This window comes from Runella zeae DSM 19591, from assembly GCF_000423565.1.
Classification (GTDB): Bacteria; Bacteroidota; Bacteroidia; order Cytophagales; family Spirosomataceae; genus Runella; species Runella zeae.
The window spans coordinates 122,350-135,471 of record NZ_AUIF01000003.1; the positions used below are offsets into that span (position 1 = coordinate 122,350).

General features: G+C 42.2%; 11 protein-coding genes. 3 read left to right on the forward strand and 8 right to left on the reverse strand.

What is annotated here, in order from left to right; translation table 11 throughout:
• Positions 1 to 35: 35 nt before the first annotated feature.
• From G563_RS0100635 to G563_RS0100645, 3 genes are all read right to left on the reverse strand, one after another.
• Complete coding sequence (locus tag G563_RS0100635; protein WP_028663582.1) at positions 36 to 977, reverse strand: glycosyltransferase; 942 nt, start codon at positions 975 to 977, stop codon at positions 36 to 38.
• A gap of 101 nt (positions 978 to 1,078) precedes the next feature.
• On the reverse strand, positions 1,079 to 2,152 hold the full coding sequence (locus tag G563_RS0100640) for an NAD-dependent epimerase/dehydratase family protein (RefSeq protein WP_028663583.1): 1,074 nt from the start codon (positions 2,150 to 2,152) through the stop codon (positions 1,079 to 1,081).
• A gap of 190 nt (positions 2,153 to 2,342) precedes the next feature.
• Positions 2,343 to 3,380 (reverse strand): sensor histidine kinase, encoded by a 1,038-nt coding sequence (locus tag G563_RS0100645; RefSeq protein ID WP_028663584.1) that lies wholly within the window; start codon positions 3,378 to 3,380, stop codon positions 2,343 to 2,345.
• 183 nt (positions 3,381 to 3,563) lie between these two features.
• Between G563_RS0100645 and rpmG the strand changes: the two genes are divergently transcribed.
• From rpmG to ftsY, 3 genes are all read left to right on the forward strand, one after another.
• Positions 3,564 to 3,746: a 50S ribosomal protein L33 gene (gene rpmG / locus G563_RS0100650; RefSeq protein ID WP_028663585.1), complete on the forward strand. Its 183-nt coding sequence runs from the start codon at positions 3,564 to 3,566 to the stop codon at positions 3,744 to 3,746.
• A gap of 83 nt (positions 3,747 to 3,829) precedes the next feature.
• Positions 3,830 to 3,982, forward strand: a complete 153-nt coding sequence (locus tag G563_RS37520; RefSeq protein ID WP_084332196.1) for a DUF4295 domain-containing protein — start codon at positions 3,830 to 3,832, stop codon at positions 3,980 to 3,982.
• A 154-nt stretch (positions 3,983 to 4,136) separates the two neighbouring features.
• Positions 4,137 to 5,093, forward strand: coding sequence for a signal recognition particle-docking protein FtsY (gene ftsY, locus G563_RS0100660; RefSeq protein WP_028663586.1), 957 nt, complete (start codon positions 4,137 to 4,139; stop codon positions 5,091 to 5,093).
• Between the two features lie 64 nt (positions 5,094 to 5,157).
• Here the strand turns inward: ftsY and G563_RS0100665 are convergent, their stop codons facing one another.
• From G563_RS0100665 to G563_RS0100685, 5 genes are all read right to left on the reverse strand, one after another.
• Positions 5,158 to 6,327, reverse strand: a complete 1,170-nt coding sequence (locus G563_RS0100665) for a hypothetical protein (RefSeq protein ID WP_028663587.1) — start codon at positions 6,325 to 6,327, stop codon at positions 5,158 to 5,160.
• Positions 6,328 to 6,456: 129 nt separating this feature from the next.
• Entirely contained in the window at positions 6,457 to 7,917 is a 1,461-nt protein-coding gene (locus tag G563_RS0100670) for a DUF1501 domain-containing protein (protein ID WP_028663588.1), read from the reverse strand.
• A complete protein-coding gene (locus G563_RS0100675; protein WP_028663589.1) occupies positions 7,914 to 11,270 on the reverse strand; it encodes a DUF1553 domain-containing protein in 3,357 nt (1,118 codons plus the stop codon). Before G563_RS0100675 ends, G563_RS0100670 begins: the two co-directional genes overlap by 4 nt.
• A 275-nt stretch (positions 11,271 to 11,545) precedes the next feature.
• Positions 11,546 to 12,199 carry a carbonic anhydrase gene (locus tag G563_RS0100680; RefSeq protein WP_028663590.1) on the reverse strand — a complete coding sequence of 218 codons (654 nt, stop codon included), beginning with the start codon at positions 12,197 to 12,199 and terminating at the stop codon, positions 11,546 to 11,548.
• Between the two features lie 120 nt (positions 12,200 to 12,319).
• Entirely contained in the window at positions 12,320 to 13,120 is an 801-nt protein-coding gene (locus G563_RS0100685; protein ID WP_028663591.1) for a hypothetical protein, read from the reverse strand.
• Positions 13,121 to 13,122 lie beyond the last annotated feature (2 nt).

Sequence of the window (13,122 nt, forward strand, 5' to 3'; positions counted from 1 at the left end):
TCTTTATCTGTAGAAATCTTTTCTTCTCCTAAGCTTTATATTTCTTCAACCTGCTCAATGAAGTCGCGGTATTGAAGTACCGGAATAAACTGCTGTTGGGTACGGTATTGGAGTACCATAAAAACTAAAAACAACGAAATAAGGAATGACTGTAGTACCACAATCAATAAAGCAGAACTTAGCGTAGAAGCCCAGCCAGGGGAAGCATCGTTAATCCATTTCAAAAAAAGTACTATACATATTACTAACAAGGCCGTTACCGACATGCCAATCGAAAAAATAAGAATTCGGACGGCTGTAATATCAATCAACACAGATACCGTACTGAGCCCATGTAAAACCAGAGAAACAAAATTCATTTTGCTTTCTCCCGCTAAACGTTTGCCTCGTTCAGTAGGCACTGCTTCATAAGGAATTTTGGAACGAATAATTCCCCCCGGAAAGTTGTTCCAGATTTCCGAAACGCGTACTAGATTTTGTAAACGTCTTTGAGGAATAAGAGAAAAGTTACCGAATGTTATGATTTTGCCCGTAAGTTGTTTAAACACAAACTTATAAATAGCATAAAAAACCCTAAACGTAAGGCTTTCTTGGCGCTTGGTACGTTGAGCAAAAATGATACGGTCAGGAAATTTTTGTGCTGCGGCTACCAAAGCATTGATGTCTTTAGGAGCATCCTCACCGTCGGCATCCATCACTATTACTCTTTCACAAACTACCTCTTTGGCAATGTACGACAACCCAATCGCGATAGCGCGCTGATGCCCTAAGTTGCGGTAGAGGCGTACAATTTGGGTCTTAATTCCCCTAAAGGGAGTTAAAGTTTCAAAATCCTTGTTTGAACAGTCGTCCACAATAACCAAAGACGTAGCGGCCAGTATGTCGGTCGCTACGTCTTCATTGATGCGTTGAATAAGCAAACTCAAAGCATCCCAGTCGTTGTATTGTGGTATAAGTATGACGTATTTTGAAGTCATGTGTGTCGTTATCGGCTATCAAAAGTAGGAGCATTGATTATCCGACTAAAACTCAATGAATTGGATAATCTTAAAAAAAAGAAGTTCCCACGAAACAGCTCCTAAACATGAGATGCCAGACGAGCGGCAATTCCATCATGGATTTGAACGAGTGTTTGTTCGAGGTTGTAAGTCCAATTCCAATCAGGATAGTGGCTCTTAAATTTAGTTAAATCACTTACATACCAAATATGATCACCGATACGGTTTGTATCCGAATAATGGTAGGTTAGTTTTTTACCAGCTATTTTCTCACAAATCGCAATTGCTTCTAACATCGAGCAGTTGGCAAAACGACCACCACCGGCATTGTAAGCTTCTCCGGGGCGTGGGTTTTGGTAGTAGTGCCAAAACATATTTACGAGGTCATAGCTGTGGATATTGTCACGTACTTGCTTTCCTTTATAACCAAAAATGGTATAAGGATTGCCCGTGATTGTACATTTCATGAGATAAGCTAAGAAACCATGAAGTTGTGCACCTGAGTGATTGGGACCCGTCAAACAACCACCGCGGAATACCCCTACTTTCATCCCAAAATAGCGGCCATATTCTTGACACATAATATCGGCAGCTACCTTAGAAGCTCCAAAGATAGAGTGCTTAGTATGATCAAGGCTATGGTGTTCGTCGATTCCGTTTTTGAAATAGGCGTGGTCTTCCGAAATTTCCCAGCGAGTTTCTAACTCCACAAGTGGTAAGTAATTAGGATTGTCGCCATATACTTTGTTGGTAGAAGTAAAAATAAAGACCGCTTCAGGGCAGTTTAGGCGAGTCATTTCGAGCATATTGAGCGTACCTACGGCATTTACCCCAAAATCAGTGAAAGGCTCACGTGCTGCCCAATCGTGGCTAGGCTGTGCAGCCGTATGTACAATAAGCTTAATATCAGCACCATATTCTTTGAAAATAGGCTCTAATTGGCTTACTTCTCGAATATCAGCACTATAATGTCTGTAATTGGGAAAAGACTCTTGGATACGATTTCGGTTCCATTCGGTGTTTCCATCTTGACCAAAGAAATATTGGCGTAAGTTATTATCTACCCCAATAACGAGGTCAAATTTATCAGCAAAAAAAGCGACCGACTCGCTTCCAATCAACCCAGCCGAACCAGTGACAAGTGCAATGTTCATACAAAAAGCGTCTTTTTGAAGTGTTGTTAATATTGGAAAATTTCTATTTTTCTCAGTTTTAGGGCGTAAAATAAGTCAAAAAAGTTCAATCAGCCTAATCCGTAAAATAAGTTAATTAACTCTACAGCTAGTTTGATGATGATTGATTTTAATAATGTTAGAACAAATAAAACGCAAAAGCTCGCTTTACTTACATCTCTGCTTTGTCCAATTTAAAGGCAAAAGTGGTGCCTTTGTCTATCTTGCTAGTGACCGTAATTTTGGAGCCGTGGGCGTTGATAATATGTTTGACAATCGCCAATCCAAGTCCCGTTCCTCCTTTTTCGCGTGAGCGACTTTTGTCGACTCGATAAAACCTTTCAAAAATACGTGACAAATGTTCTGACGGAATTCCGGGGCCATTGTCACGTACCGACACTACATAATGTTTTTTTTCTTCTTCAAAATGCACAATTACTTTGCCATTGTCATTGCCGTATTTGATAGCATTTTCAATCAAATTTGTCATCACTTGATTGATTCGTTGTGGGTCAGCTTTGACCCATACATGTTGCATTTGGTCGGGCTTAATTTTGAGAATGGTATTGCGCTGATTGGCTTTATTTTCGAGTTGTTCGCATACTTCAAGGGTAATAAGCCGCAAATCCACTCGCTCTTTATGCATTCTAATATCACCAGTTTCCATTTGTGAAAGTGCTACTAAATCTTTCACCAGAGCATCAAGCCCATCCAGACTTTTTGCGGCTTTTTGCAAAAACTTATCACGCACTTTTTCGTCGTCCATAGCGCCATCCAAAAGCGTGTGTATAAAGCCCTGAGCCGCAAAAATCGGGGTCTTGAGTTCATGCGATACATCGGCCAAAAACTCCCTTCTAAATACTTCGAGTTTTTTTAGCTCATCAATTTCCTGCTGCTTTTTGGCTACATAAACAAAAATCTCTTGGTTTAACTTCTTAAGGGGATTGGGGTTGCTGACGATCGTTTTGCGTGGAAAATTAAAGTCTTTAAGTTTGAGACGCTGAATGGTTTTGTGCATTTTGGTGACTTCTCGGTAGACCAAGATTTCGATAGCGTACATAATAAGGAAAAACGAAGCTGCAAAACTGGCGAGACCCGCCACAAAAAGCATACTTGTAGTCGTAGCATTGACAAAAGATAAGAAAGCGACTGTAATAGCCGAGATAAATAATGCGAGCAAAAAAGCAATAATGCGCGGGGTAAGTCGCATAGAAGTCCTGTATTAATAATGTTTTGTACCTTAAAAGGGTCTCCATAAGCTGTAATGAAGGCCAATCTTGAATGATGCTGCAAAGGTAATTAAATAATTTTTGCTTAAATTTTAAGAAAATGTTTTGTCTTATAGTTGATTATCTGTAACTTTGCACTCCGTTTTGAAAATTGAAGTAAAGCAATGGCAAAGAAAGGTAACAGAATTCAGGTAATTTTGGAGTGTACTGTACAAAAAGAGTCAGGCGTTCCAGGAATGTCGCGCTATATCACGACTAAGAACCGTAAAAATACGCCAGGGCGTATGGAAATGAAAAAATACAACCCGTATTTGAAAAAAGTAACGGTTCATAAAGAAATCAAATAATTTGTTATTTGTTGCTCGTTAATAGTTAATTGTACTGTTAAACGATTAACCATTAACTCTTAACATTTTTAACTGATACTAACATGGCAAAGAAAGTAGTTGCAACCCTAAAAAAAGAAGGTGGTAAAACTTACGCTAAGGTGATTCAAGCTGTGAAATCTCCTAAAACTGGCGCTTACACTTTCAAGGAGGTCATCGTTCCTACTGATGAGGTACAGGCTGCGTTGAAAAACTAATCCGCACGATTCTGTTACCGTAACGATATTTAAGAAAGTCCCCTTCAAGGGACTTTTTTTGTTGTACTTTTGTTCGTAACTAGTAGCAAAAAACAAAGAATTCTAAAACTCTTGTTTTTGGGACTACTATAAACCGTAAAACTACCTTCTCACTATGGGTTTATTTGATTTTTTCTCTAAAGAAAAAAAAGAATCACTTGACAAAGGACTTGAAAAAACGAAAGAGAGTTTTTTTGGAAAACTTACCCGGGCTATTGTAGGAAAATCAGAGGTCGATGAGGAAGTACTTGACGAACTGGAAGAAATCCTCATTAGTTCAGATGTAGGTGTAGGGACTACTGTCAAGATTATAAAGCGCATCGAAGAGCGAGTTGCCAAAGATAAATACACTACCACTTCTGAACTAGATCGTATCTTGCGCGAGGAAATTGCCACGTTGCTTACGGAAAATAAATCCCTGGACATAAAAGATAGTTTTGAAACCGAAAATTTACCCAAACCTTATGTCATCATGGTGGTAGGGGTGAATGGCGCTGGCAAAACAACAACTATCGGTAAATTGGCTCATCAATTTAACAAACGGGGTAAAAAAGTGGTTTTGGGTGCGGGAGATACTTTTAGGGCGGCAGCTGTAGATCAACTCAAAACTTGGGGACAACGAGCAGGAGTGCCAGTGATTGAACATGGCATGAATACCGACCCCGCAGCAGTAGCGCATGATGCCGTGAAGAAGGGACTTGAAATGAACGCTGATGTAGTAATTGTGGATACGGCGGGTCGCTTACATACCAAAGTAAACTTGATGAACGAGCTTTCGAAAATCAAACGGGTGATGCAGAAAGTTTTGCCAGAAGCGCCTCATGAGGTACTGTTGGTACTGGATGGTAGTACTGGTCAAAATGCGGTGATTCAAGCCCGCGAATTTACAAAAGCTACGGAAGTGAGTGCATTGGCTATCACAAAACTCGACGGAACAGCAAAAGGGGGCGTCGTAATTGGAATTTCGGATGAATTTAAAATTCCGGTCAAATACATTGGAGTAGGAGAAAAAATGGACGATTTGCAGGTATTTGATAGGGCTGAGTTTGTTGACTCCCTCTTTAAAAAATAGCTGAGGACTGTTTCGTATATAAGCGAAGCCGTAGGTATGATACATGCCCACGGCTTCGCTTTTTTTAAAATACGTACGATACACTAAAGTTAGGACTAAGGCCTGCATTAAGGTTGGTGCGCCATATCTTATAATCAGAATTGGCAATAGTGTCGTAATTTACCCGGAAAGAGGCCAGTTCTGTTTCAATCAAAAAGCGATTACTAATCAAATAAGCCAAGCCCACACTCGGGTATAGTTCGTAGGTGTTGCCGTGGGATTCGGATAGGATATTTGAGGTTCTTTCTTGTTTGGAATCTAACCTAATATAATTGGCGGCGATTTCGCCATAAGGAGTAAGGCGACTAGGTAAAAAATACTTCCTAACAAAAACGCCTGCATTGTAAGTATTCAAGGTATTTTTAACATCTTGTTGGGAGGCATTCTTGTTAAAATCTCGACTATATCCTACACGGATACCCATAAGAGTTTTGTCTTGTACAAACTTCGAAATTTTAAAAGAGATATTGGCACTACTTTCATTAGCTCTGGCATTGGTCGGAAGAGGGGCTGGATCGGTAGTTCGATTACTGAATCCAAAGGTTGTGCCTAGCAGCCATCTGCCTTTTTGAAGGGTAGAAAAGTCTTTTGTTTCAATCCCATAAGAAGTGGGCTTTATCCAATAAAGCAGACCCGTTGAAAATCCTCCAATAGTTAATGGAAAAGAGTTTGATGTTGCCGACAACTGCACCGCAAGGCGTTTGCTGAAAAAATAGGTAGCTCCTGCTTCAAAAAATGGGTTTATCGAAATACTATTGTCTTTCTTTTCTGATACCATGCCATTATTGTCGGTTTGAGTGGTGCGCGAAAAGGAACTGGAAAGGCGAAGTCCGCCTCCTAAAAAGCCTCTCCAACGTTCTTGCCCAAAATAATAAAACCCTCCTGAACTGATAGAAACATTGGTAGAAGGGTTGCGAAACTTGCCTAGAAAATTACTTTGATCAATGTCATATTTTGAACGACTGAAAGATTGAGAAATGCTACTGCGCCATAGGATATTGTCTTTGACAAATTTCCCGTACACAACCCCATAAGAAAATGAGAATGAGTTTGACTTCATAGAAATGTCCTTGGGGTAATCCACCACATTAAAATTCGTAGATAGATTTCCAGAGATAAACGAGCTACCTTTTTCGGTCTGGGCGAAGGCATGAAAGGTAAGCACAAAGGCGAGGAACGTAAAGGTGTGTTTCATTGGTAGAAGTGAATTTTGGAATGGAAAAATGTATTTCAATAACGCTGTAGCCATTTAAAAATTGACTTTAAAGAATAAAAAAAAGCAAAGCGCTACGCTTTGCTTTTTAAGTGATTACTAATGAATTAGTTATGTCAGGATAGGCTTTACCACTTTTCCATGAACATCCGTAAGTCGGTATCTTCTTCCTTGAAATTTGAAGGTAAGTTGCTCATGATCAATACCCAATAAGTGCATCACAGTAGCCTGAAAATCATGTACATGTACAGGGTCACGAACGATATTGTAACTAAAATCGTCGGTTTCGCCATGAATATATCCTTTTTTTACGCCTGCTCCTGCCATCCATATCGTAAATGCACGAGGATGATGGTCGCGCCCGTAGCTTTCTTTGGTGAGCTTTCCTTGTGAATAAGAACCTCGGCCAAATTCGCCACCCCAAATAATGAGCGTATCGTCTAGTAATCCTCTTTGTTTCAAATCCAATACCAATGCTGCCGATGCTTGGTCCACGGATTTGGTCATGATTTTGATGTCATTAGGAAGGTTGCCGTGCTGGTCCCAGCCCTGATGATAGAGCTGGATAAATTTAACTCCCTTCTCGGCTAGTTTTCTGGCCAAAAGGCAATTGGCCGCAAAAGTACCTGCCTTACGCGCTTCTGGCCCATACATATCAAAAATATAATCGGGTTCTTTTGAAATATCTAAGGTTTCGGGTACGGCGGTTTGCATCCGATAGGCCATTTCATACTGTGCCATCCGACTGTTGATTTCGGGGTCAAGCACCTGTTTGTACTGATCTTGGTGCATTTTGGCGAGGTAGTCGAGCATACGGCGTCGGCTTGTGCGGTCGATACCCGGTGGGTTGTTGAGATAGAAGACAGGGTCGGGACCAGAGCGAAAAACTACGCCTTGGTGTACCGAAGGCAAAAATCCATTTGACCAAAGCTTGGCATACAGCGGTTGGTCTCCTCCGCGACCTTTAGACAGCAGTACCACAAAAGAAGGCAGATTTTGATTGTCGGAACCTAGCCCATAGCTTACCCAAGAGCCAAACGACGGACGTCCGCCTTGCTGACTGCCTGTTTGGAAAAAGGTAACGGCAGGGTCATGGTTGATGGCTTCGGTATGCATCGACCTAATGAAGGTCGCTTCATCGGTGATTTTGGAGATATGAGGCAATAGCTCACTTATCCACATCCGACTTTGACCGTATTGGGCAAATTTGTAAACTGAGGCTGCCAAAGGAAAACTACTCTGGCCGGCGGTCATTCCAGTCAAACGCTGTCCTTTTCGAACCGACTCGGGCAGATTTTGTCCCCACATTTGCTCTAATTTGGGCTTATAGTCAAAAAGCTCAAGTTGGGAGGGTGCACCACTTTGTAGCAAATAAATCACCCGCTTTACTTTAGGCGCAAAGTGAGGTTTGCCCAAAGCCCCTTCGCTCGTAGTAGCTGCTTGCGCGGTCGTGTTGTCTAGCAAAGACGACAAGGCCGCCGCTCCTAATCCTAGACTAGTACGCGACAAAAAGCTCCGACGACTGAGCTGGTCGTGGGTATGTTGTTCGATTTCTTCAAATGCGTTTTTCATCTCTTTATCACAAACTCGTCAAAATTCATTATGGTACTTGCCACAATCGTAAGAGCCGCCAATTCGGCTTTGTTGGCTGTGGCATCTAGGGGATATTCGCCTACTTTCAAAAGTTCGTCAGAACGGGTAGGATTTTTTATAAAATCTTTCATTTCTTCTTGATACAGTTGAGTCATTAGCTGTGTTTCGGCGGCTTTGGGAGGGCGCGACGTAAGAGCCGTAAAAATATAATTAATGGCAACAGGCACCGAGAACGCAGCGTTTCCCGTTGTTTTTTGTTTGGAAATGGACTTTTGGGCCAAAACCCGAGCCGCTTCCACAAATTGTGGGTCATTGAGGGTTACCAAAGCTTGCAGGGGTGTGCTGGTTTTTTGGCGCCTTACGCTGCAAAAGTGTCGTTCGGATGCATCAAAGTTCAGCATCATTGGTGGCGGAGAACTACGCTTCCAGATCGTGTACATACTTCGACGATAGAGCGAATCTCCGTGATTTTGTACGTATTGAACCGCATTGCGGGTGGCGAGGGCTTCCCAAATACCATCAGGCTGATAAGGGTGAACACTTGGTCCGCCGATGTGATTGCTCAAAAGGCCACTTGAAGCTAATGCGGCATCGCGTACTTGTTCGGCCGAAATCCGATAGCTTGGCCCACGGGCATAGAGTAGGTTGTTGGGATCAACTTCTAATAAACGCGAATTGGCCGAGGACGACTGACGGTAGGTGGCCGACAAAACGATGTATTGTTGTAGAAGTTTATAATTCCAGCCCGATTCTCTAAACTTTACGGCTAAATGATCGAGGAGTTCGAGGTGCGTGGGCAAATCTCCTTGATTTCCAAAGTCTTCTGCCGACACTACTAGCCCTTTCCCAAAATACCTTTGCCACATTCGATTTACCATCACTCTGGCAAAAAGTGGATTGTCTTCGTGAATGAGCCATTGAGCAAGCCCCAAACGATTTTTGGGGAATTCTTTCGGAATCTTGAAAAACTGCTCAGGAGTATCAGCTGATACTTCTTCGTCGGGGGCATCGTAAGCACCCCGTTTAAGGATATGGGCTTTGCGAGGATATTTGCGTTCCCGCATCACCATCAAATCGATTTCTTTGTTCAAAATATCAGTTTCTTCGCCCAATAGTTGCTTGCGTTCGGCGAGTAGTTTTTGAGTCGGTGGGTCGATATGGGTGATATAATAATCAAACAAACTTTCTATTTGGAAAGAGGTACGTTTGTCGGGCGGCGTATTGAGAGCAATTTTAACAAAATCTTTTTCTCCAATCACACTATGTACTTCGAGGGGGGTAAGCTGTCTACGAAATACTTTTAATTCGTCTACGGCGTAGCCTTTAAAGTTATAATCGTGGCGCTGACCAATGGAGAAGTTGGGAGCACCTGCCCCCCAATTGGTGTGATTTTTACCCCAAAGGATACTCTCTCTAAGACCATCTGACATCACTTTGCCCGATGCCCTTTGACCATTGATATACACTTTGAGGCCATTTGCTTGACTAGAGCCGTCGTAAGTCATGGTGATATGTGCCCACCGATTGGCTTTGAGTACATAATCCGTTTCAAAATCAATGGCATTGTCGGGCCAAACATTGCTTATTCTAAAAGCAAGTCGCCCGTCTTCGAGTCTTTCGCATTCATAGCCCCTAAAACCGTTGAAGGGGCCTAAATTGCGATTAAATAAAGGTCCTTTGAATTTGGGATCAATGACTCCTACCCACAGACTCACCGAAAAAGGTTGATTGCGTTCAAAAAATCCAGAAACAGAAGGGACCTCTTTGTATTTGCCCCAACCATTGATACCCCGCATTTGTAGATAACTTTCGCCAATCAATCGTATGCCTTTACCTTTGGGGCTGTTGATACGTACTGGTAGAAAGTCTAAGTCGCCGTTGGTTTCAAAGTGTAAAGTATCGTTGGCAAAATTTTTGAAGATAGGGCGCCTTTTATCTTTCTTTTCGCCCGCCATTCTGATGTTCATAGAGTCAAACGGAACATCAATAATCAACTCAGAATGAGGTGAAATACGCGGTGCTTTATCAGCTTTGGCAAGCCATTGTTCAAAGCGTTGGCGTACAGTCGCCGCGTCTTTCAGTTTATTGTTTTCAATCTGAGAAAGCTTTTCTTTGATAAATTTTAGTTGCCGTTGGGCTTCGGGTTTGGGTAAAGTGATAGAAGGGCTAGGCTCACCATTATAGGGGATTTGACCATATTCGTTGTTGTTATTGAAAAAAGCGAACAACGAATAATAGTCTTTTTGACTTATAGGGTCATATTTATGGTCATGACAGCGAGCACATTCGACTGTAAGTCCTAAAAAAGCTTTCCCAAAAGTATTGGTACGGTCGGCTACGTATTCTACAAAATACTCTTGTGGTACAATACCCCCTTCTTGGCTTTGCTGATGATTGCGATTAAAAGCCGTAGCAATGAGGTGTTCTTTTTGGGGATTGGGGAGCATATCGCCCGCAAGTTGCCAAGTCACAAAACGGTCAAAAGCTAGATTTCGATTGAATGACTTAATCACCCAATCTCGATAAGGCCACATCGTACGAAGGCCGTCGTCTTGGTAGCCGTGGGTATCGGCATAGCGGGCTACGTCAAGCCAATCTGCCGCTTGGTGCTCGCCAAAATGAGGGTTACGTAGGAGTTGGTTTACTACTTTTTCGTAGGCATTAGGGCTATTATCTTTCAAAAATGCTTCGACTTGTTCGGGAGTGGGAGGAAGGCCAATCAAGTCAAGATACACCCTTCTAAGCAAAGTAGTCTTGGAAGCTTCAGATTGGGGCTGAAGAGGAGAAGGTTGCTGCGATTCTAGTTTGGCAAGCACAAATCGATCAATGTCATTTTTGACCCAACTGTCGTTTTTAACCTTAGGAGGCACGGGGTTAGTAGGCTTTACAAACGACCAATGCGGCTTATATTCAGCTCCTTGCTCAATCCACTTGATAATGGTCGCCTTTTCTTGGGCTGAGAGCGTAAGGTGGGTGGAGGGTTCGGGCATCATGTAGTCAGGGTCTTCCGACAAAATTCGATGTACTACATCACTTTTGGCTGGATTGCCTGCTACGATGGCATTCATCCCGCTTTCACATTCTTTGTCATAAGCGGCGTCGGCAACGTCTAGCCTCAAATCGGCCTTTTGTTTGTTTTTATCGGGGCCGTGGCAAGCAAAACAGCGGTCGGATAAAATAGGTTTGACGTGGAGGTTGTAGTCTAATTTTTCGGGCAAGGTTGCGCTTGCTTGTACCACATCTTGTGGTAAATCTAAGCTATTGCCACAAGCGCCCAAAAAGGCAATAGAGGTGGCTAGTAAGCTCCAATTGATTAAAACACGCTTCTTCATTTTGATGACACAAGTAAGAGTGGCAAAACCACTTATTATGAAAAGTTGGTGCTTTTGTAAATGTACTTAAAAACAAGAAAAAATATTATATATTATGCACCTAAAGCACCAAAATCATGTCATCGTTGAAGCCATTTCTTTCAAATTCTCCTATTTTCTTAAAGCCCTTTTTTTATAGAAGTGGATGGCTTAGTAGTTGGTTTGTTGTACTCCTAAATATAGGTTGAATAGGGCAAATCAAGACTTTAAGCTTGATGTGCCCTATTTTTTAGATTTTAAGAGGTAGTATCTAGCGGTTTCAAATCATAAATCGAACGGATACTTGCAAATTCTTCAATAATGTTGATTTCTAAATCGCGTAGCTCTCCTGTTCGTACATCAAAAACCCAACCGTGGATGTAAGGATAGCCTGTTTTGTACCAAGCCCTTTGTACGTGATCTATCTTAACGATGTTGATACACTGCTCTTTTACGTTTAGTTCTACCAGTCTATCAAATCGTTTTTGTTGGTCGGTGATAGAATCCAACTCTTTTTGATGAAAACGATACACATCTCTGAGGGTTTGTAGCCAGCTATTGAGCTGCCCCATATCGCTAGGATTGAGGGCGGCTTTTACACCTCCACACTCATAATGCCCACATACGATGATGTGTTTTACTTTGAGATGCTCTACTGCATACTGCACCACCGCGTTGACGTTGTTGTCGGTAGCTACTACGAGGTTGGCGATATTGCGGTGAATAAATACTTCTCCAGGCTGAAGTCCCATGAGATCTTCGGCCGTAACGCGGCTATCAGCGCAACCAATGTAAAGGTATTCGGGATGTTGGCCTTTGGAGAGTTTCTGAAAATACTCAGGGTCGTTGTGTAGTTTTTGAGCGACCCATTGTTCGTTGTTGTCAAAGATGTGTTGAAAAAATTCTTTCATAAAAAATAACAGTTGAGTGAATGGAATGTTGTAGAGTATTTATACCAATATTACAGAGAAAACTTCTCTTAAACAAAAGCTCAAACATGCATAATTTGGGAAAAAGGCAAAAGAGGCAAATTAGGGACGGATTCTGGAAGTCTGTTCCAAATCCTTATATACTACTTCAAATGGTTTTCCAGCTGCTACTTGTTGGATGAGTATTTGTACTTTGGCTTCTCCTACGGCGGCGAGCCATCTTGACACTTCGGTCGCCCCCGTCATATAAGCGAGCATTACATGGCTTTCATTGCCATTGAAAAAGCCCCGCATCGATGAAATATCTTTTAAATCCAGCGCTATTTGCCCTCCACGTGATAGATAGAGACATTCTTCTTTGTAACTGCGGTGTCGTTGGATACTATCGGTTTGAGGTACAAAGCGGTAGTCGACCATCAGTGCTAGGCCTTCATTAAACCATTGAGGTATTTGACGGGTGGTTTTCCACCAGCCCAACCGCGTAAAAAGCTCGGCATGGCACATTTCATGCGCAATGACATCCGTGTTGAGCCCTTCGACATTCAACACGATGAAAGATTGACCCCAGGGAGTTCCAAGGCTACAGCCTGCCCCTTCGGTGCTATTGCAATAGTGGCGGTATTGTTCGGTATTTTCACAAAGGATAAAGGTAGCTCGCTGTTGTGGAGTGCCCCACAAACGACTGATACGTTTATGGGCATCGGCCATTGCGGATTGGGCTTTTTGAAGGTTTTTGGGTGGAGTATCAGGACTGATATAAAAGGTGGAAGTAATCTTTTTGAAATCTGAAAATTCAATCCATTGACATCGCCATACATGCGGAAACAATACAAAATAGCTAATGACAACTGCCATTAGCCCTCCTATTGAGTAAAAGATAAGATGACGAGGAAATCGATTCATTG

What these genes read in the sequence shown, in the direction of transcription:
- G563_RS0100635 (WP_028663582.1), bottom strand. Translation starts at nt 977, where the DNA reads ATGACTTCAAAATACGTCATACTTATACCACAATACAACGACTGGGAT.
- G563_RS0100640 (WP_028663583.1), bottom strand. Translation starts at nt 2,152, where the DNA reads ATGAACATTGCACTTGTCACTGGTTCGGCTGGGTTGATTGGAAGCGAG.
- G563_RS0100645 (WP_028663584.1), bottom strand. Translation starts at nt 3,380, where the DNA reads ATGCGACTTACCCCGCGCATTATTGCTTTTTTGCTCGCATTATTTATC.
- rpmG (WP_028663585.1), top strand. Translation starts at nt 3,564, where the DNA reads ATGGCAAAGAAAGGTAACAGAATTCAGGTAATTTTGGAGTGTACTGTA.
- G563_RS37520 (WP_084332196.1), top strand. Translation starts at nt 3,830, where the DNA reads ATGGCAAAGAAAGTAGTTGCAACCCTAAAAAAAGAAGGTGGTAAAACT.
- ftsY (WP_028663586.1), top strand. Translation starts at nt 4,137, where the DNA reads ATGGGTTTATTTGATTTTTTCTCTAAAGAAAAAAAAGAATCACTTGAC.
- G563_RS0100665 (WP_028663587.1), bottom strand. Translation starts at nt 6,327, where the DNA reads ATGAAACACACCTTTACGTTCCTCGCCTTTGTGCTTACCTTTCATGCC.
- G563_RS0100670 (WP_028663588.1), bottom strand. Translation starts at nt 7,917, where the DNA reads ATGAAAAACGCATTTGAAGAAATCGAACAACATACCCACGACCAGCTC.
- G563_RS0100675 (WP_028663589.1), bottom strand. Translation starts at nt 11,270, where the DNA reads ATGAAGAAGCGTGTTTTAATCAATTGGAGCTTACTAGCCACCTCTATT.
- G563_RS0100680 (WP_028663590.1), bottom strand. Translation starts at nt 12,199, where the DNA reads ATGAAAGAATTTTTTCAACACATCTTTGACAACAACGAACAATGGGTC.
- G563_RS0100685 (WP_028663591.1), bottom strand. Translation starts at nt 13,120, where the DNA reads ATGAATCGATTTCCTCGTCATCTTATCTTTTACTCAATAGGAGGGCTA.